Genomic DNA, 18475 nt, shown 5'->3' on the forward strand with positions numbered 1-18475 from the left:
CGTCCGCTCAGTTCGGCCGTGCGAAACGACCCGGACGCGCTCCCGTAGCCGAATCAAACCGGCGTGTGACGACGCCGTTGACCAGGGTGGCAAGGTAGCCGCGCGATCCTTGCACATACCGTCTCCCTCCCGAGGGCAGGTCGTTCACGATGCGCGGGCGCTCGATCTGAAGTCTTGCGTGATCGATGACGTTGATGTCGGCGCGAAGGCCCGGGGCAATCCGCCCGCGATCGCTGAAGCCATAGAGAGCGGCGATTTCCCCGGTCAGCTTGTGGACCATGCGCTCCAGCGGGAAGCGGTCGCCGCGCGTTCGGTCGCGTGTCCAGTAGCTGAGGCAGAAAGTCGGAAACGAGCCGTCGCAGATGGCAAGCAGGTGGGCCCCCCCGTCGCCCAGACCCAGGATGCTGCCCGGCGCGTCCATCATGCCGCGCACCGCTTCGAGATCGCGATCCCAGTAGTTCAGCATGAAGAACACGGCGAGATTGCCGCCGTCGCCGCTCGCCAGAAGGTCGTAATAGAGTTCCAGCGGCGTCACGCCGGACGCTTCGGCCCGCGACTGGAACGAATCCGCAGAAGAGGGTTCGTACTGCGGCGGATCGCCCAATGCATACATCAGACCCGCCCCAGTGGTCAGCCGCGAAACCACGCCGCTGATCCGCAATGCATTAGGTCCGGTCGCTTCGATATCCGTCTCAGCCAGAATGCGCGCGCGGCGTTCCGGGTCACGCATGGCTGCCGCACGCTCAGGAATTGCAAGCCCGGCAATCTCCCGATACGAGGGCTTCAGCAGAAACGGATGATGCCCGTCCAAAGAACTCAGGAAGCCGATCCCGCGGGGCGCGACTTGAGGATAGATCGGTATCCCTTCCTCGCGTTTGCGGGCGCTGGCTTCGCACATCCACACCCAATCATCGGGGTCGTTGCGGATCTGGTGCAGCAGGTAGTTGACCGGCCTTCCCCCCGCCATCGCGATCCGTTCCATCAGGCCATGCTCGAATTCGCGCTCGTCGCGGCTTAGCGGAGCGTTGATGAGATCGCCCGAATCGCCCTTGGGAATGATCTGGAAGACGCCGCAGTTATGGCGGCTCATCGCCTGGGCGAGCGCGATCAACTCTTCTTCCCGCGCCTTGTAGCCCGGCGCTCGCACCCCTTTGCTGGAGACATGTTCGAGAATGCGGCCCGCGGAAAAGCCGGCGGCGCCAGCGGCCATGGCATCGTCCATCAGACGCGCCATTTGGGCGATATCCTCGGCGGTCGCGTCTTCATGGGAGAGTGCGCGCTCGCCCATGACGTAGACTCGGAGCGGGGCGTGCGGCACCTGGGCTGCTACGTCGATCGTATATTCCCTCTCCTTCAGACGGTCGAGGTAATCCGGGAAGGTGGACCATTGCCAGTCAAGGCCCTCGGTAAGGACAATACCGGGAATGTCCTCCACCCCTTCCATCAGTTCGATAAGCGGTTCGAGGCAGTCGTGGCGGAGTGGCGCGAAGCCTACACCGCAATTGCCGCCGATAGCGGTAGTGACTCCATGAGAGAATGCGGGTTCGAGCACATCGTCCCACAGGAATTGGCCGTCAAAATGGGTATGTGGATCGATGAAGCCGGGCGTGACGATCGCGCCATCGGCGTCGATGACCTGGCGCGCGGCGGTGTTGATTGTGCCTCCGACCTTGGCGATGCGGCCGTTTTCGATGGCGATGTCGCCTGTGAATGCGGGCCGGCCCGTGCCGTCAATGATGTGGCCTCCGCGAATGATGGTGTCGTACATGTCAGGCTCCCACTGCCTGTGCCGCCGCGCTGATGCCGGCGTGCACGCCCTTCTGCATGACGAAGCCGCTGTATCCGGCTTTCGCGCAGGCTTCGAGTTCCTGACGGTAACCGTCGAACCCGCCAGTATAGATCATGAACTTCCGGCTGCCGTCCGGGGCCTTGAATATGTAGGAGGATTCTGGCGCGTAATAGTGGACGAGGCTCTTCGCGAGCTCGTCGCACTTGATCGTCCAATCGATTGCTGCCTCTTCAGTCGCCTCGATCTCCGTTATGCCGTTCTCGCGCGCGTGGACCAGCAGAGTTGCAAGCCAGTCGGTCTGCAGTTCGTTGCCCTGGATCATGCTGGCCAGCGTCCCGGTGCTGAGCGGCCCGGTCTGGTAGAACAGGTTCGGATAGCCTGCCACGGCAAGGCCCATATGTGCCACTGGTCCGTTCACCCACTTGTCGCGTAGCAACGCCCCGTCACGGCCGCGGATGTCGATCCGGCACAGAGCGCCGATGACCGCGTCGAACCCCGTCGCGAGAACCAGAACGTCGAGTGGATAGACTGCATCGCTGGTCCGAACGCCACCGGGAAGGACTTCCTCGATGGGCGTGCTGCGCACATCCACCAACGTCACGTTGTCGCGGTTGAAGGTCTCGTAATAACCATTGTCGGTGCAGATGCGCCGGCTGCCGATCGGATGATCGGTTGGCATCAGCTTGCCAGCGACTTCCGGGTTGCGGACGGTTTCTCCGATCTTGCGCCGAACGAAGTCGGCCGCCAGGCCGTTGGCCTCGTGGTCGCTGAACAGATCGGTGAATGCCCGTAGGAAGCCCAGTCCACCGGCCTCCCAGCGCCGCTCCAGCTCGCGTTCGAGTTCTTCGGCATCGACTTCCAGCGCGCTTCTGGTGGGCGTCTCAAAGATGATTGCAGCCCGCTGCTGCCACTGCTCCTTGCGCAACTGCGTGTAATTCGCTTTCCACTCGGCATCGGTCGCAGGGTTCATCGGTGCGTTGCGCGAGGGGATCGAAAAATTGGCCGTCCGCTGGAATACGGTGAGGTGGCTCGCCTGTGCCGCCAGATGGGGAATCGACTGGGTGCCTGATGCGCTCGTGCCGACAATGCCTACACGTTTGCCGGTGACATCGACGCCATCGGCTGGCCAGGTCGCGGTATAGTATATTTCGCCCGCAAATGCGTCCTGCGATGGCAGAACCGACGTGCGCGGGACGGAGAGCGAGCCGGTCGCCATGATGCAGTACGGCGCCACCCAAGTGTTGCCGTCTTCGGTTTCGATCTTCCATTCCTGCCTGGCTTCATCCCAGTTCGCGGCCGATACCGTGGTGTTGAATGCTATGTCGCGGCGAAGATCGAACCGATCGGCGACATGCTGAAGATAGGAGAGGATCTCCGGCTGGGGCGCGAAGCGCTCACTCCAGGTCCATTCGCGCTGGAGTTCCTCGGAAAAGGAATAGGAATATTGGTAGCTTTCGACATCGCAGCGACACCCGGGATATTTGTTCCAGTACCAGGTGCCGCCCACATCACCTCCCTGCTCGAGGACCTGGACAGTGAATCCGAGCTGCCGGAGGCGGAACAGGGTATAAAGGCCGCCGACACCGGCTCCCACCACAACGACGTCGCAGGAACGCACCATGTTCTGATCGGCAGCGGCCGAGCTGTGTGCCATTTGCAAAGCTTCCTTTCCCGCGCCGCCGGATAATGGCGGCCAATTTTCTCAACTGACCGTTAGGTTGCGTGGATTGAGGCTCAATGTCCAATCCGAACTTGCATTCTTTTGATGCGAAATTCATATCACAATCCGGTTAGCTGGAGTGAGGGCGTTGACGGTCGATTTCGGACGAATCCGGACTTTCCTGCAAGTGGTCGATGCCAACGGCTTTCAGGCCGCTGCGCGGCGGGAGCATCGCTCTCAACCCTGGCTTTCCGTGCAAATCCGGCAGCTCGAGAAGGCGATTGGTTTCCCCTTGATTGTGCGGTCACCGTCAAGGGGTGTCGATTTGACAGCGGAGGGCAGGCAGTTTCTGGTATATGCGCGAAAGCTGGGTCAAGCGTATGACGAATTGCTACAGGGGGCGCATGAAATCGCAAGGACGCGCGGCGGCGAGTTGAGGATCGGTGCGGACCCTTTCACTTTGCATACCCCAGAGAGAAATTTGCTGCTCGCCCGTTACATTGACGCAAATCCGGAAGTACACGTTGAAATAACCAGTGCAGCGCCTGTTGAGCTTTACGGTTTGCTTGAAACTGGTGAACTCGATCTGATCGTGGCGACGGAGCCCGATCGGACGAAGTTTCAATCCTTCCCGTTGTTTACCTATCAGATTTCATTGCTGGTTCCAGTCGAGTCTCCGCTTGCTGTACATGAGGCTATCGATCTGGAGTTGCTCAGGGGGGATTATGTTCTCACTGTGGCCAAAGACTATAGCCCCAAATTTATGGCACAATTGGCGCGGCATTTCGATAAATTCGGCGTAGCGTTGAAATCGGCGCGCGAGCCGGGATACGGCGCTGTCCTGCGATATGCGCAGCTTACCAGAAAGCCGTTGGTCACGGTGGATTTTTCACCCCTTTTCCATGAAGTCCCGGCCGATATGACGTTTCGGTACATCAAAGGTAAGCAGTTGGAAGTGACATGGCATGCCGTGAGGCAACGCATGCCGCAGACCCCTGCCGTCAGGCGCTTTTTGAGCTTGGCCAGGCAGCTGGGTAAAACAAAGGCGCCGCGTGTCTCCGTGATCCGGCCCACGACTGAGCGGGCTGAGAACGGTGCTCCGTGATCCAGCGGATGGCTGGAGGCTTGCCGCCGCAGCCGTTCGATATTCCATTCATATTTTATCGACAGCCGACTTGCGTGCGAGGATTTCAACCATATAGGTGGTCGAAACCCGCGCGGCAGTGTCGGTTGGGGAGGTTTGTTTCGGTCGATTCCGGGCCTGCATTCCAGTTGCTTCATGCCGCGACAAGATTTCGGATGGGAGCAAGCACATGTCCGGCGACTTGATTGAACCGCGCGAGCAGGAGCCGAATTACGAAACCGGCGATCCCGTTACTTATGCTGTCGAAGGCCCTGTCGCCTGGATCATGCTCAACCGGCCCCAGTACAGCAATGCGCAAAATTCCCAGATGACCTATGCGCTCGATGGGGCGTTCAGGCAGGCGGTGGACGACGACTCGGTGCGGGTGATCGTTCTTGGCGGCAACGGCAAGCACTTCAGTGCGGGACATGACGTGGGAACGCCAGGTCGCGACAATCTGGTTTCCTTCGACCGGACCGGACTCTGGCCCAATCACACCAATCGTCCCGGCGCGGAAGCCATGTACACGCGGGAGCATGAGGTTTACCTCGGAATGTGTCGCCGATGGCGGGATATTCCCAAACCCACGATTGCGATGGTCCAGGGGGCCTGCATTGCCGGCGGTCTTGCGCTGGCATGGATTTGCGATCTGATCGTCGCCTCGGACGACGCCTTCTTCCAGGATCCGGTCAATCGCATGGGAGTGCCGGGGGTGGAATATTTCGCACACGGCTTCGAACTGCCTCCGCGGATCGCCAAAGGCTTTCTGTTGCTTGGTGAGCGGATGCCTGCCGCGCGGGCCTATCAGTTCGGCATGATCAACGAGATTGTTCCGCGTGAAGCGCTGCGGGAGAAAGTCGCTGCGATGGCGGCTGAGCTGGCAACCAGGCCACGCCTTGGCAATTGGCTGACCAAGCAGGCAATCAACCATGTTGAAGACCTTCGCGGACATCGTACGGCCATGGACGCCGTATTCCACATGCACCATTTTGCCCATGCCCAGAACGACCTGGTGCTGGACGATCCGCTTTCCGGCCTCAAGGGGCAGTCCCGCTAGCGGGCAGGGGATACTTGGCGTGACTGAGGAATATGGGGAGGGCTTTGCCCGAGAGACGCCGTCGCGGCGGCCACACTCGGTGCGACGGACGACGTCGATGGAATTGTCCTGGCCGGAGGGTGGCTCTGGCCCGGCTATCATGAACGGCCGCGCGCGAGATTTGATCACGCTCGATTCACCCGCCGAAACGCGGGTCGTGAACGATGATCGCCTGCAGGTTCGGATCGGGCACGACAAGATCATTGAGGAACTGTCTCTTCAGCCGCCCTTGCCGGGCGTCGAGGTCCTAAAGGGTTGCCATGCCACGGTCGGCTTCCGACGTGCGCTGGTGCCGATTGTGACACAAGAGGCGGCGTTTCGGCGGCCGGCTACCGTATTGCTTGACGATATCGTCGGCAGTTCGGTCATTTCGCCATGGATAGCCGTCAAGTGGGATCCGCCGCGCGATTCGCACGAGGTTGATCGGACGTCGCAGGAGAATGTCTGCAGCGGCTATGCGACGGGATCGGTAGCGCTGTTCGACCGCAGCCAGGTCGATGTGCCGCGTCTTGTGCCGCGCCTCCAGCCCGACGATGATGCTTTGGCGTTCCACGATCTGGGACCTGACCGCGACCGTCTGCTCCGGCGCGTCCGTCGGATCGATCTGTGGCGCGAAGGAAACGGTATCGTAGGAATCGACGCGATGTTTCAGGACAGCGGCGTCATCATGGGTACCCGGAGGGCGGCATTGCACGAGTACCGCCTTATCGCACGCGCGGCTGTCAGCGACAACGGGTTGATCCTTACGGAAATTACTGCCGTCCCGGGGGTCCTGCCTTATTCCGAATGTCTCGGCGCAAAGTCTTCGCTTCAGCGGCTGGTAGGAACCCCGCTCGCGGAATTCCGCCGAACGGTGCTCTCGCAGCTGCGTGGGCCGGTCGGCTGTACGCACCTTAACGACGCGGCCCGCTCGCTGGCCGAGGCGGAAGCACTGGTTGCTCATTTGCCCGCGTTTTCCAATCAGCCGGAAGGACAATTGTGACCAATACCGACAGTTTTCTCAGGCCCAAAGCGCGCGGCTCCACGGAGCTGGGAACCTGTTTGATGCACCCGGCCTCGATTGCCGTCGTCGGCGCGTCTGATGATGCGGCCAAGACCGGATCGCGGCCTATGCGTTTTCTTGATATGGCCGGCTTTACCGGGAGAATTTATCCGGTCAACGCGCGCAGTTCGATGGTTATGGGCCGACAGGCGTGGTCATCGCTGTCTGTCCTACCTGAAGTGCCCGATCACGTGTTCGTGGTCTCGCCGACAGCAACGGTGCAGGATATTGTCGCGGAATGCGTGGCTCTCGGCGTTCCGGTGGTCACCGTCCTCGCCGGCGGATTCGGGGAATCCGGCGACGAGGGTAAAATCCTTCGCCAGCGGCTGGAGGCGTCCCTCGCCAATGGGGCGACCCGGCTGATCGGACCGAACTCCATCGGCGTGGTCAATACCCGCACCGGGCTGATGCTGACCGCGAACGCTGCCTTCGCCGAGCCAGGCATGCCGGTGGGAGGACTATTTCTGGCTTCGCACTCCGGAAGCATGATCGGCGCCGTCATGTCGCGCGGACGAGCGCTTGGCGTCGGATTTGCCGGCGCGATTTCCACGGGCATGGAAATCGACCTGTCTCTTGGCGAGATCTGCCATGCGACCCTCGATGACCCTGGAATCGATTGCTATGCCTTGTTCCTTGAATCGATCCAGCATGGAGAGGATTTGCGGCGCTTCGCCTTCGAGGCCGCGCGCAGGGGGCGCACGGTGGTCGCCTATATGTTAGGCAGGACACCGCAGGCTGCTGAACTGGCCCAGTCCCACACAGGTGTTCTTGCGAGCGAAAATGTCGTTGCCGAGGCCTTCCTCAAGGATTGCGGCATTGCCCGCGTCGAGACCCTCGAAGGTCTGCTGCGGGCCCCGGCGTTGTTGCGCAAGCTTGGCCCCCCAGTTCGTCGTGAGAGGAGCGTGCAGGCCGCGCTGGTTACGACGACGGGCGCCGGCGGGAGCATGGTGGTGGACCAGTTGGCTCTGCGCGGTGGCGAGGTGGTGGGCCCGCAGGCCGAAATCCTCGACGAGCTTGCCAGGGGCGGCGTGACGGTAAGTCCGGGGCGGATTGTCGATCTTACCCTGGCGGGAACCCGCCCCGAAGCGATGGCGACGACGCTGGAGTTGTTGCTGGCGGCTCCGGAGTTCGACACGGTCCTGGCAGTCGCGGGATCATCGGCGCGGCATCAGCCTGAACTTTTGGTTCCGTCAATCCAGGCGGCTGCGACAGGCTCGGCCAAGCCGGTCGTTGCCTTTGTGACGCCCGATGCGCCAGAAGCCCTGCGCACCCTTACGTTGGCGGGCGTTCCCTGTTCCGGCAGTCCTGAAACTTGCGCAGACATCGTTGCCGCTGCCTATGCGCGCCGTCCGGCGCGCGCACCAGTTTCGGCCGTAGCCCATGCTGGACAGGTCCGTCTGGACGAGGCGCGAGGCTATGAGCGCCTGGCAGCGATGGGCATTGCGGCTGCCGAACACACGGTGGTTCCAACCTCGACCGAAGCATCTCCGCTGCTCTATCCCGTCGCCGTCAAGCTCCTCTCGGCCAATATCGTTCACAAGAGCGATATAGGGGGGGTGAAACTATCCATAGCCAGTGATGGGGCTTTCGCAACGGCAGTTGCCGATATTGTGCGCAGCGTGCGGCAGGCTCACCCCGAAGAGGCCTGCGACAGCGTGCTGGTCCAGCGAATGACCCCGGCGCTCGGTGAGGTGCTGCTCTCTTATCGTGTGGATCGCGAGGCCGGTCCGTTTGTCATGCTCGCGGCCGGGGGAACCGACGCGGAGATTCATGCCGACCGCACGGTCCGGCCGGCGCCCGTGGATATCGAGGAGGCGTGGGCAATGATGGCGGAGGTAAGGGCTTTACGCAAACTGGAGGGGTTCCGGGGCACGCAGCGGGGTGACATGGCGGCGCTTGCCCAGGCGATCGTCTCTCTCTCGCATGCTCCACCCGAAATCGTCGAGGCAGAGATCAATCCATTGCTGGTCCTTCCGGAGGGGCGGGGCGTGAAAGCGGTCGATGCGGTGATAACCGTGGGAACCGCTTCCGCACCGAATGACTTGGCCCGGTGACCTGCCGCGGCTCCTCCCTCCCGGGTGAGGGGCGGCCATGAGCGTTGCGGCAGCCCTGGGCCGGTTCGTGGCTCGTTCGGCAAATATCCCCGCGCCGGGCGAGGTCGTGCGGTATTCGACACGCGCCCTGGTGGACTGGAGCGGCGCGATGATTGCCGGCTGGACCGAACCTGCGATGGTACCGATCAGGGCGGCTGTGGCGGACGAGCTGGGGCAAGGCGCGAGCACCGTTTTCGGCCGCGGCAGCACACGTGCGCCGCCTCGCACGGCGGCGCTGTTGAACGGTTCGGCTTCACATGCGATCGAAATGGACGACATTTATGCTCCGGGCCTGTACCATCCCGGGTCTCCCACGATCGCGTCTGCACTGGCGGTTGCCGAGGCAGTCGGGGCGACAGGCGCGGACCTGCTTCGCGCCATTGCCATCGGCTATGAGGTTGGCAATCGCATTGCTGAAGCGATTCAGCCTGAACATTATCGCTTCTGGCACACGACCGGAACAGTCGGTTGTATGGGGGCCAGCGCGGCGGCAGCGGCGTTGCTGAAACTTGACGAGGGCCAATGTGGACATGCCATTGCTGCATCGGCAACCTTCGCTGCGGGCCTCCAGCAGGCTTTCCGCAGTGAGGCAATGTTGAAGCCCCTGCATGCGGGCCGCGCTGCTGAAGCTGGTGTGTTTGCGGCAATGGCCGCCAGTCACGGCCTCAGCGGCGAGCCGGCCATATTCGAGGGGGCGGCGGGTTTCGGTGCAGCAACCAGCCGGAATGTGGAATGGGGTGGCGCTATCGCTGCATTAGGCTCGCCTTGGACAATTTGTCGCATGACGCAGAAAATCCACGCCTGCTGTGGCCACGCCTTTGCCCCCATCGATGGTGCGCTGGCGCTACGAGGCCTTGCAGGTCCTGTTTCTGGCATTCGCAACATCCGGATCGAAACCTATCCGGTCGCAGTCGATGTCGCGGGAAACATGGGGCCAACGACTCCTTACGAAGCGAAGTTCAGCATCGGCTTTTGTGTCGCAACCGCGCTTGTGTTCGGGGAAGTAGGACCTGCCGCGTTCACTTTCGAGCGGCTCGCAGATCCTGCATTGCGCGCCCTGCGGGGAAGGGTGACCCTGACCAGGTCGTCGCGGTTCGAGGCTGAATTTCCGGCGATGAGGGGTGCCGCCATAGAGATCGAGACTGCAGACGGGCGTAGGTTGCGTCACGATCAGCCCACCCGGCTGGGATCGCCCGAATTTCCGGTGACCGACGAGCAGCTGTCGGACAAGTTTCGCCGGTTGGCGGGGGCGACACTAGGGGATCTCACCGACTCTGTCCTTGATGGCCTGTGGACTACGGCCCAGGGGCCGCGAGCAGGCCTTGAGGCGAATTTCGCGGGCGTTGGCCGCGGCACAGACGTGGCGCTTTTGGGAGAGTGAGATCATGCTCGACATTCTGATCCGCAGCGGAACCGTAGTCGATGGCGGGGGTGGGGAGCCGTTCACCGCCGACGTGGGCATAACGGGCTCGACCATTTCTGCGATCGGCCGCCTTGCCGAGCCTGCGCGGCGGGTGATCGATGCCGCCGGGCTTATCGTTGCTCCTGGGTGGATTGATATCCACACGCATTACGATGGGCAGGCAAGCTGGGATCCGGAACTGGAGCCGTCTTTTGGTTCGGGAGTCACGACAGCCTTGATGGGGAATTGCGGCGTCGGGTTCGCGCCGGTCCGCCCTGGCATGGAAACCCGGCTGATAGAGTTGATGGAAGGCGTCGAAGATATACCTGGCACGGCGCTCCATATTGGCATGACCTGGGGATGGGAATCCTTCGCCGAATACCTCGACATTCTCGAGAGCGTTGAGCGCACCTTCGACATCGGATGTCTGGTTCCCCACGGTCCCCTGCGCTTGTGGGCAATGGGAGAGAAAGTCGGAACCGACAAATCGGCCAGTGGGGAGGATTTGGCGCGGATGTGTGACGAGCTGCGCCGCGCGATGGACAGGGGTGCATTCGGCATGTCCACGTCGAGGACGCCGATGCACCGCACTAAGGCTGGGGAAATGACCCCCGACTTCGATGTCGATGAAGCCGAACTGCTCGCGCTGGCAAATGTGGTCGCGGACTCGGATGGGCTGCTGCAGGTGGTGCCAGCAGGCATCATTGGCGAAGCGCCCGCCGAATTGCGTCGGGACATGAATTTGCTCGAGCGCATCGTCGACCGCACGAGGGTCGACTGTCACATCCTCATGTTCCAGAACAGCAATGATCCCGACTTTTACCGGGCGCAGATTGCGCAGATCGACCGTATGAATGACAGGGCGCGAGTTACCGCACAGTTCGGTGGCAGGGGCACGGGCTCGATCATGGGCTTTCTTGGCTGCAACCCTTTCTCGCATCGACCGAGCTTCGTGGAGATTACGGCACAGCCGAGAGAGTGCTGGCTCAGTGAACTGGCGCGACCGGACGTTCGTGCCCGCATCCTCGCGGAAAGCAACATTCCGGGCACGCCAGGAGCGTTCTACGAATCGAAAATGGAATATATGTACGACCTGGGTCCCGATTGCGACTTCGAGCCTGGACCGGATCGGAATATGACGGCGTATGCACGAGCCGCAAACCGTGCTGTGGACGAGACGATATTCGATTTTCTGCTCGACCATAGCGACCCCCCGCGTCTCTACCTGCCGGTAACAAATTATGCGGCTGGTGACCTAGAAGCGGTGCGGCACGCGCTTCCGCTTCCCAACGTAGTCCTGAGTTCATCGGATGCCGGTGCCCATGTCCAGGCCGTTTGTGATGGCTCGGTCCACAGCTTCATGATTTCGCACTGGACGAGGGACCGGACTAGGGGTCCGAAGGTTCCGATCGAGCAGGTGGTCCACTGGCTGGCAGCTAAGGCCGCTCGTTCTGTAGGACTGAACGATCGCGGCGTCCTCGCCCCGGGAATGAAGGCGGACGTCAATATTTTCAGTCATGCCGATCTGCGCGTTCTGCCGCCGCGGATCGAATACGACCTTCCCGGCGGCGCCAGCAGGATTATGGCCAGGGTGAGCGGCTACCGAGCGACAATCGTTTCGGGTGTCATCACGAGGGAGTTTGATCAAGCAACGGGCGCCCGCCCGGGCCGCTTGCTGCGGAGGGGATGCAGCTGATGGGAACTTGCCGGAGGATCCTGGAGCATACTGCCCCTTATGCCAACTGGTTGGTTGACGACTTGGGGTGCGGACGATACTTAAACAGAAAGCACGAAGTCTCCGTTCAAGCTCCTGTTCGGTTCTGATTGGGAAGTTCAAGTGGGGAGCGCCGGGTGCGGGGAGGAGACTCCCCGCACCCCAGGCTGCCTTCGATTTGACACTTGCATCGCATTAGCTCCTCTCTAGGATTGAATATTTTACCGCACTATAATGACCGGGAGAGCGTGGATCGTGAATTCTACTCCAGTTGTTCTTCAGTCGACCTCCGAAATGGAGAATATCGGCCATCGCGCGCGCGTCGAAGATATCGGGCCATCGTTCATCGCGTGGGCGCGGCAGCATTGGCCGGAACGCAGCGATTTCATCATTCGTAACTGGCGCGCGCCGGACAATGGTGCCTCCAGCCAGGTGCTCCTCTTCGATCTCGATTGGCAGGAAGAGGGGCGGGCGCATAGTTTGGGACTGGTGTTGCGGCTCGAAGCTGTGGGGTCGGTGGTCTTCCCGCGGATGTCGGACGGGTACGCCACTGGCATGGAGTTGGAATTCCTTGTGCAACGCGCGCTTCGGGAGCATTCGAGCGCTCGGGTTCCTCCCATGGTGGCGCTCGAACGGGACGAGCGCTTCCTTGGCCGTGCGTTTTATCTTGCGGAAATCGTGCCGGGCTTCGTTCCGCCGACTTTCTCGACCATGGCATCACAAGTGATGAAGGATCTCTCTCCCGCTCAACGGCGCAGAATGGTGTTGGGTGGAGTGGAGCAACTCGCCGCTATTCACGCTATGGACTGGCAGAAGGCGGGATTGGCGATGTTGCTTCCTGGCGCGTCCGACGCTCCTGACACGCACGCCCACGTTCAGCGCTTCGCGGACGATCTTGTGGTGCGTCTCAACGGGCGCAGTCTTCCGGTGGTAGAGCGAGCCATGGATTGGTTGCTTGCGAACGTCCCAGCTGACGATCGAAATTCCATAATCTGGGGAGATTGCCGGCTTGGCAATATGATCTTCGAAACGACGGGGGATCCCGCCGCAGTGCTCGATTGGGAAGGGGCGGCAATAGCGCCTAGTGCTGCCGATGTCGGCTGGTGGCTCCATTATGACTGGCGCAATCATGAGTATGAATCGACGCCGCGCCTGCCGGGCGTGCCGGATCGGTCGGAGCAGCTCGACCATTATGTGGCGCTCACCGGGCATAGACCGGGTGATCTAGAATATTGGGCCACGATGGCCGCCATTAAGACCTTGATGGCGGTGTTGACCACGGCGAACCGCATGATTGCCAACGGGCTTGTCACGGAAGAGCAGTGCGCGTTCATCAAGAATAATCCTCACCATCATCGTCTCGAGAAACTTTTCGGATAATGCTGGGTTCGGGCGCGTTTGGCCTGCGGTGGCCTGAAGCTGTGTCGCGTCATGGTGTCAAGTGGACTCCTGTGCTTTTGTTCCGAGGCTTTTGATGAGCTTGATTGTTACTCTGCCAAATGGCGATCCGATCTGCCAATTCGTGCTTGCGGACGAGGCTCTCCATATTCCAGGTCCAGAGGAAAACTGGCAGGAAAGCGTTGCGATGTGGTGCAGCGATCTCGCCGGTCAGGCCAACCTGTTCATGCGGGTCGGCCGTGAACCGCATATGGATGGCGGCAACAACACGCTTTGGGCGTTTATGCAAACACCCGATTGCGTCTACGCTCGCAATGAGCAGTTCCCGTTGCGCCCGGGCGATATCGGGGATGCCCATATCACTTCCGGGGGGGTCGGTGGCTACGAATTCGACGGGCAAGGGACCCACTGGTGGGTAAAGGATGAAGATGTTTCCTGGGACGTGTGGCTCACGCCTTATCATCAGCCGATTCCGCTGTTCCCAGCGCATAACTCCGATTACGTCCGTACGGTCGGTAGCGCACACTTTGAGGCCGCTGACCGCATGGAGGGCACGATCAGAGTTAAGGGTGAGACGCGACAGATCAGGGGCTTCTCGTACCGCGATCACAGTTGGGGACCGCGCAACTGGTCCGACATTCGGTGCCACCGTTGGACCAGCGGAGTGTTTGAGGACGATATCAGTTTCGCTTTTTCCAATTTCCTGACGCAGTCATCAGGCATCAGTCGCCGCGGCTATATCCGCAAGGGTTCGGTTGTTCATTATACCCAAAAGGTCGATGTGATTCCTTACATGGAAGGCGACGGCTTCTCGCACCGGGGAGGCCTGATCATTGCGACGCTCGAAGACGGAACCACGCATCGGATCGAGCTTGATCTCTATGCCGAGGATTCGTTGGGCAACGTATCACTCAAGCGCGATAGCGCAATGATCGATACACCTTGCCAGGCCCGCCTTGACGGACGCCTAGGTTACGCAATTCTGGAAGTAGGCGAGAACCCGCGCCGCGGCACCAATCTGATCGACTATGTCGAACGTGGGCTTTTTGGCTCTGGCCTACTGCGGTGGAAGGGACAGGATTTGGGAAGCCACATCCGGTAAATGGGCTGCCTTGTCCAACCGTGAATTGAGCACCACAGCGCGTTCACTCTCAGCCTGATGTGCCAAATTGCCGTAATGGGGGCCTTGCTTCGGTTCGTGAAAAGTCGGAACGCGGCCTTGCCGATACGGCTGGCTACTCTGGTTGTAGAAAGGGCAATCTACTCTCGGCAGCGGTGTGGGGCGGTATGAGGGCGCAAACCTGCCGGAGCGACAAAGTCAACGGCTCGATTGGCTGGACGAGCTTTTCAAGCTGGAGCGCAAGCTCTCTATGGTCACAGAATCTCGGCTGTGCCATCGCATATGAATGGCGGAATATGGCTCGCGGGTCGTGATGTGCTCATGCCCGGCCGAGGCATCCTCCTGAGGCCGCGGCCAAGATCAACCCGGCGCCCGGGCACCCCGATTGTCGTCTCAACCTACATTGAGGAGAAGGCCGACCTCGAGTGGTGGTGGACGAGGCCGACGTCACGTTCGGCCGCATCGACGTTTGGCTCCATGTGGCGGGTTGCGTTCGCGAGGGACCTTGGCCAGGGATCAGCTACCTTCCAAGCCGACTGGTTGGTTGACAACACAAGGCGCGACCAATATCCATTTATGAGCGGACCGAACTGAACAAACCGCATTGGGAAGCGGCATCGGAAGACTGCTGCGGATTTTCTTCACGGTATCTGGTTTGGTCGGGATCTACTGGGAAGGCGCAACGGTGCTGTGGGGCGACCGGATCGAGTGCCTGATCGCGTTGGTGGCGGTAACCAGCGGAATGTAAACATAACTGGACGAGGATGAGGAATATGAACGGCATTGTCGACCGCCCGATCAGAGCGATTGTCTGGGGCCCTGGTAATGTTGGCGGCGGCGTTCTGCGCGAGATTCTAAAGCTACCGGAGTATGAGCTCGTTGGCGTCCTGACGTTCGGGGATTCGAAGGTGGGTCTTGATGCTGGTGAGCTTGCAGGGGCCGGAGCGACAGGCGTCATCGTCACTAATGACCGCGATGCTGTGATCGCATTGGATGCGGATGTTGTGTTCCATACGCCCATGACGACGCCGGCTGACGAAATGGACGGCGATGTTGTCCGACTCCTCCGATCGGGCAAGAACGTCGTGTCGGCAACGTCATACCATTATCCGCCGCTGAAGGGCGCGGACTATGTTGCGAAACTTGAGGCCGCATGCCGGCAGGGGAATGCGAGCCTGCATGGTACCGGCATTCATCCCAACTTCTTTATCGAGCGGCTCGGCCTTACGCTGACAGGTATCTGTACGCGTATCAAACACATGAAGTTTGCCGAAATCGTGAACAATTCCGATGCCGCGGATTCACCGCTTCGTCGCAGTCTTGGCTATGGCATGGATCCGGCAGACTTCGTACCTGGCAACACGGCATACGAAAACACCCGGCGATATTATGAGGAATCGTTGCAGCTGTCGGCTGTCATGCTGTTTGGGGAGCGACTTGACAGGATCGAATATCGTCCGATGCCAATCCCAGCTAAGGAAGACCTTGAACTACCTAAGCGTTCTTACAAGAAGGGCACGATTGCAGAGTTCCGGCACATTTTCGTCGGTTATATTGGCGACGAACCAAAGCTGACCATGGAAGAATGCTGGCACCTTGGAGAGTATAACAGCAATCCATACCCAGATGCCAAATCATCGAATTATTATAAGATAGAGATTGAGGGCGAGCCGTGTTCCTTATCGATGGAGTTGGGCTATTGCGCTTCGATCGAAAATGGGACTGAACGTTGGCCGAACGATCCGACGCAGCCACCTTACTACGCAACAGCGGTCACAATGCTTCAGGCAGCGCCGATTGTGTGTGCCGCGGCGCCCGGACTTGTGTACCCAAAGGTCTGGGCACATTATGCGTCCGACCTGCGGACGCTGGCCAGTGGTTCCTGATTTCCTTTGGGACCTGGTTGATCCCTAACGGTTTCATGATCATTGTGATCGCCAAGCAATTTGCCTTGGTGTGAAATATGACATGGGAGCGACCCTGCGACCAGCACGCTGATCCGCCACGTCAACTATATGGGTTGCGAGAAGACGCGCTCCTTCCATAATGTCGGACTGAGGCGGGCGATGTCCGCGCAAGATACGCTCGACTTCACGGCGTCCGTCGTGGGTGAACTCCGTCTTGCTCTATACCGTTAATGAGCGACGTGGCAGGCAACTGCCCCATGCGCGAATTTTCGCTCAACTCAAAATCACCGATCCCGACGCGCCCTTGGTGGCGGATACGACAGATCGACTCGAAAAGGCCACTTCCCTTCCGATACGCGTAGAATCCCTCACACATCGGTTCGATCTCAAAATTTAGACACTCGCCGGATTCAAGTACGATTGATGCTGTTCCGCCTCGATGCGTGGCGCCATCCGCCTCCATGTGGGCAACAATGTCGATCTCTTGGGAATAATGTACGACCCCGTCACGGACCACATATCCGAGTCGACGGATATTATCTCCGTCAGAGTGGAATGTGAGCAGGCACATGCTGAGGTCAGGTCCAAACACACCGTTCAGCCAGCGGTGTGTCTTTCGTTTCCACCAATGGCGCACGCCCCAACTGTGATCGCGATAGCCCAGCGCGTCGACCTCCACTGTGTCTCCGCGAATTGAAAGCCTCCCCTTCACTCGGCACGCGGCTTCGTAATGCGGGTAGCGGTGAAAGCTGTCCTGCGGTCGCCACAGTGCCACGGGAGGATGCAGAAGGGTGCTCTGCAGGTCGATCGTTACTTCGTCATCCGAATGCACCCATCGGGTGTCTTCACCGTCAAACTCGTAGCGCGCGGCTTCCCCTGCTTTCAACAGGCTCTTGCCGACGTCGTCGGAGCGGAGCGCGAAATCCCGGCTGGACCCATAAACCCACTTCGGCGTGAAGGCGTGACACCAGAGGGTCGTGTCGCCCGCCAACAGATTGGGGGCATAGCCAAGTCGCAAAAATCCGCCGTAATCACCGGATGGGTCGCCCCAGAGGAGAACAAAGCTCTCTTGCCAGTAGGCGTCCTTTTCGGGCGAATGCGTCTGTTGGTCGGATAAGGGAAAGACGACGTCTTCCGGAATCAAATGGATCATGGTTCTGAGCATCCTTTCCACGAGATGGTTTCGCCGTGACGGTGATGCCAAGCTGACCACGCGCCCTTGACGCACATAGACCATAGCAATAAGCTTTGATCAACTGGCCGGTTGGTTTTGCAGCCTGCCTATTTCATATGAGGGAGAGCTATGCTCGAAGGTAGAGTGGCTATTGTCACCGGTGCCGGCAGCGGGATCGGAGCCGCAACGGCTGAGTTGTGTGCCGCGCAAGGCGCGGTGGTCTACGCGGTAGATGCAAACGGTCACGGCGCGCGCGAAACCGCCGAGCGAATCACGCGGGCAGGGGGAATTTGTCATGACGCGGCGCTTGATGTTGCCGATCTGGCAGCGTGCCGTTGCTTGGCTGAGAGCGTAAAGGGCGCTGAGCGAAAAGCGTCCATCCTGGTAAACTCTGCAGGTGTCAGTGTCAGGGCGGCGGTGGACGATCCGGGAGCGGAAGAGGCATGGCACCGTTGCATGGATGTCAACGCGACAGGTGTCTACAACATGGTGTTGGCCTTCACGCACCAGATGCGGGAAACCAAGGGTGCCATCGTTAATATTGCATCAACGGCAGCCCTTCTTACGACCGGTGTTTTTGCCGCCTATTGTGCGTCCAAGGGAGCAGTGGTTGCCATGACTCGCTCCCTTGCGGTCGAATTGGGGCCGAGCGGCGTGCGCGTCAACGCTATTGCTCCCGGTTTGATCGCGACGCCGATGAGTGCGCGTTTGCGAGATAAGCCTGAGATGTTGGCGCCCATAATGACCCGCATTCCGCTGGGTCAGGTCGGCGAGCCGATCGATATTGCGGAGGCCGCGGCCTTTCTCGCATCGGATCGGGCGAGGTGGATAACGGGCGTTGTCCTGGCGGTGGATGGTGGTCTTCTGGCCGCTTGATTCGTCAGCGCTATCCGGTCCGTAAGTGACCGTGATAACGTAATTCCATTTGTTCTAGCTCAAGACAATTAATTTCTGGGC

At 60.2% G+C, this 18475-nt stretch carries 13 protein-coding genes; 10 read left to right on the forward strand and 3 right to left on the reverse strand.

The window, feature by feature from the left end:
* Positions 1-7 precede the first annotated feature (7 nt).
* Together K3M67_RS05490 and K3M67_RS05495 are read right to left on the reverse strand one after the other, a co-directional pair.
* Positions 8-1768 carry an N-acyl-D-amino-acid deacylase family protein gene (locus K3M67_RS05490; RefSeq protein ID WP_285832511.1) on the reverse strand — a complete coding sequence of 587 codons (1761 nt, stop codon included), beginning with the start codon at positions 1766-1768 and terminating at the stop codon, positions 8-10.
* 1 nt (position 1769) lies between these two features.
* Complete coding sequence (locus tag K3M67_RS05495) at positions 1770-3443, reverse strand: flavin-containing monooxygenase (protein WP_285832512.1); 1674 nt, start codon at positions 3441-3443, stop codon at positions 1770-1772.
* A 154-nt stretch (positions 3444-3597) separates the two neighbouring features.
* Here K3M67_RS05495 and K3M67_RS05500 point away from each other — a divergent pair, with 154 nt between their 5' ends.
* The 9 genes from K3M67_RS05500 to K3M67_RS05540 all read left to right on the forward strand — a co-directional run bounded on the left by K3M67_RS05500 (position 3598) and on the right by K3M67_RS05540 (position 16323).
* Positions 3598-4554 carry a LysR family transcriptional regulator gene (locus tag K3M67_RS05500; protein WP_285832513.1) on the forward strand — a complete coding sequence of 319 codons (957 nt, stop codon included), beginning with the start codon at positions 3598-3600 and terminating at the stop codon, positions 4552-4554.
* Between the two features lie 208 nt (positions 4555-4762).
* The gene (locus tag K3M67_RS05505; RefSeq protein ID WP_285832514.1) at positions 4763-5629 is read left to right on the forward strand and encodes an enoyl-CoA hydratase; all 867 of its coding nucleotides are present in this window, start codon (positions 4763-4765) and stop codon (positions 5627-5629) included.
* Positions 5630-5726: 97 nt separating this feature from the next.
* The gene (locus K3M67_RS05510) at positions 5727-6650 is read left to right on the forward strand and encodes a DUF2889 domain-containing protein (protein ID WP_285832515.1); all 924 of its coding nucleotides are present in this window, start codon (positions 5727-5729) and stop codon (positions 6648-6650) included.
* The gene (locus tag K3M67_RS05515; RefSeq protein WP_285832516.1) at positions 6647-8764 is read left to right on the forward strand and encodes an acetate--CoA ligase family protein; all 2118 of its coding nucleotides are present in this window, start codon (positions 6647-6649) and stop codon (positions 8762-8764) included. The genes K3M67_RS05510 and K3M67_RS05515 overlap by 4 nt, the downstream gene beginning before the upstream one ends.
* 37 nt (positions 8765-8801) lie before the next feature.
* Positions 8802-10184, forward strand: a complete 1383-nt coding sequence (locus K3M67_RS05520; protein ID WP_285832517.1) for an MmgE/PrpD family protein — start codon at positions 8802-8804, stop codon at positions 10182-10184.
* Positions 10185-10188: 4 nt separating this feature from the next.
* Positions 10189-11901 carry an N-acyl-D-amino-acid deacylase family protein gene (locus tag K3M67_RS05525; RefSeq protein WP_285832518.1) on the forward strand — a complete coding sequence of 571 codons (1713 nt, stop codon included), beginning with the start codon at positions 10189-10191 and terminating at the stop codon, positions 11899-11901.
* A 312-nt stretch (positions 11902-12213) separates the two neighbouring features.
* On the forward strand, positions 12214-13299 hold the full coding sequence (locus tag K3M67_RS05530; protein WP_285832519.1) for a phosphotransferase family protein: 1086 nt from the start codon (positions 12214-12216) through the stop codon (positions 13297-13299).
* 94 nt (positions 13300-13393) lie between these two features.
* Entirely contained in the window at positions 13394-14419 is a 1026-nt protein-coding gene (locus tag K3M67_RS05535; RefSeq protein WP_285832520.1) for a DUF7064 domain-containing protein, read from the forward strand.
* Between the two features lie 791 nt (positions 14420-15210).
* Entirely contained in the window at positions 15211-16323 is a 1113-nt protein-coding gene (locus K3M67_RS05540) for an NAD(P)H-dependent amine dehydrogenase family protein (protein WP_285832521.1), read from the forward strand.
* 205 nt (positions 16324-16528) lie between these two features.
* On the opposite strand, the gene K3M67_RS05545 is transcribed toward K3M67_RS05540, so the two are convergent.
* Positions 16529-17497, reverse strand: a complete 969-nt coding sequence (locus K3M67_RS05545; RefSeq protein ID WP_285832522.1) for a DUF7064 domain-containing protein — start codon at positions 17495-17497, stop codon at positions 16529-16531.
* Positions 17498-17647: 150 nt separating this feature from the next.
* On the opposite strand from K3M67_RS05545, the gene K3M67_RS05550 reads away from it, so the two are divergent.
* On the forward strand, positions 17648-18394 hold the full coding sequence (locus K3M67_RS05550; protein WP_285832523.1) for an SDR family NAD(P)-dependent oxidoreductase: 747 nt from the start codon (positions 17648-17650) through the stop codon (positions 18392-18394).
* Positions 18395-18475: the final 81 nt, after the last annotated feature.

Source organism: Sphingobium sp. V4 (assembly GCF_029590555.1).
GTDB lineage: Bacteria > Pseudomonadota > Alphaproteobacteria > Sphingomonadales > Sphingomonadaceae > Sphingobium.

Excerpts from the sequence above, each read along its gene's own strand:
- K3M67_RS05490 (WP_285832511.1), bottom strand. The coding sequence starts at position 1,768 with ATGTACGACACCATCATTCGCGGAGGCCACATCATTGACGGCACGGGC.
- K3M67_RS05495 (WP_285832512.1), bottom strand. The coding sequence starts at position 3,443 with ATGGCACACAGCTCGGCCGCTGCCGATCAGAACATGGTGCGTTCCTGC.
- K3M67_RS05505 (WP_285832514.1), top strand. The coding sequence starts at position 4,763 with ATGTCCGGCGACTTGATTGAACCGCGCGAGCAGGAGCCGAATTACGAA.
- K3M67_RS05510 (WP_285832515.1), top strand. The coding sequence starts at position 5,727 with ATGGAATTGTCCTGGCCGGAGGGTGGCTCTGGCCCGGCTATCATGAAC.
- K3M67_RS05520 (WP_285832517.1), top strand. The coding sequence starts at position 8,802 with ATGAGCGTTGCGGCAGCCCTGGGCCGGTTCGTGGCTCGTTCGGCAAAT.
- K3M67_RS05525 (WP_285832518.1), top strand. The coding sequence starts at position 10,189 with ATGCTCGACATTCTGATCCGCAGCGGAACCGTAGTCGATGGCGGGGGT.
- K3M67_RS05530 (WP_285832519.1), top strand. The coding sequence starts at position 12,214 with ATGGAGAATATCGGCCATCGCGCGCGCGTCGAAGATATCGGGCCATCG.
- K3M67_RS05535 (WP_285832520.1), top strand. The coding sequence starts at position 13,394 with ATGAGCTTGATTGTTACTCTGCCAAATGGCGATCCGATCTGCCAATTC.
- K3M67_RS05540 (WP_285832521.1), top strand. The coding sequence starts at position 15,211 with ATGAACGGCATTGTCGACCGCCCGATCAGAGCGATTGTCTGGGGCCCT.
- K3M67_RS05545 (WP_285832522.1), bottom strand. The coding sequence starts at position 17,497 with ATGATCCATTTGATTCCGGAAGACGTCGTCTTTCCCTTATCCGACCAA.
- K3M67_RS05550 (WP_285832523.1), top strand. The coding sequence starts at position 17,648 with ATGCTCGAAGGTAGAGTGGCTATTGTCACCGGTGCCGGCAGCGGGATC.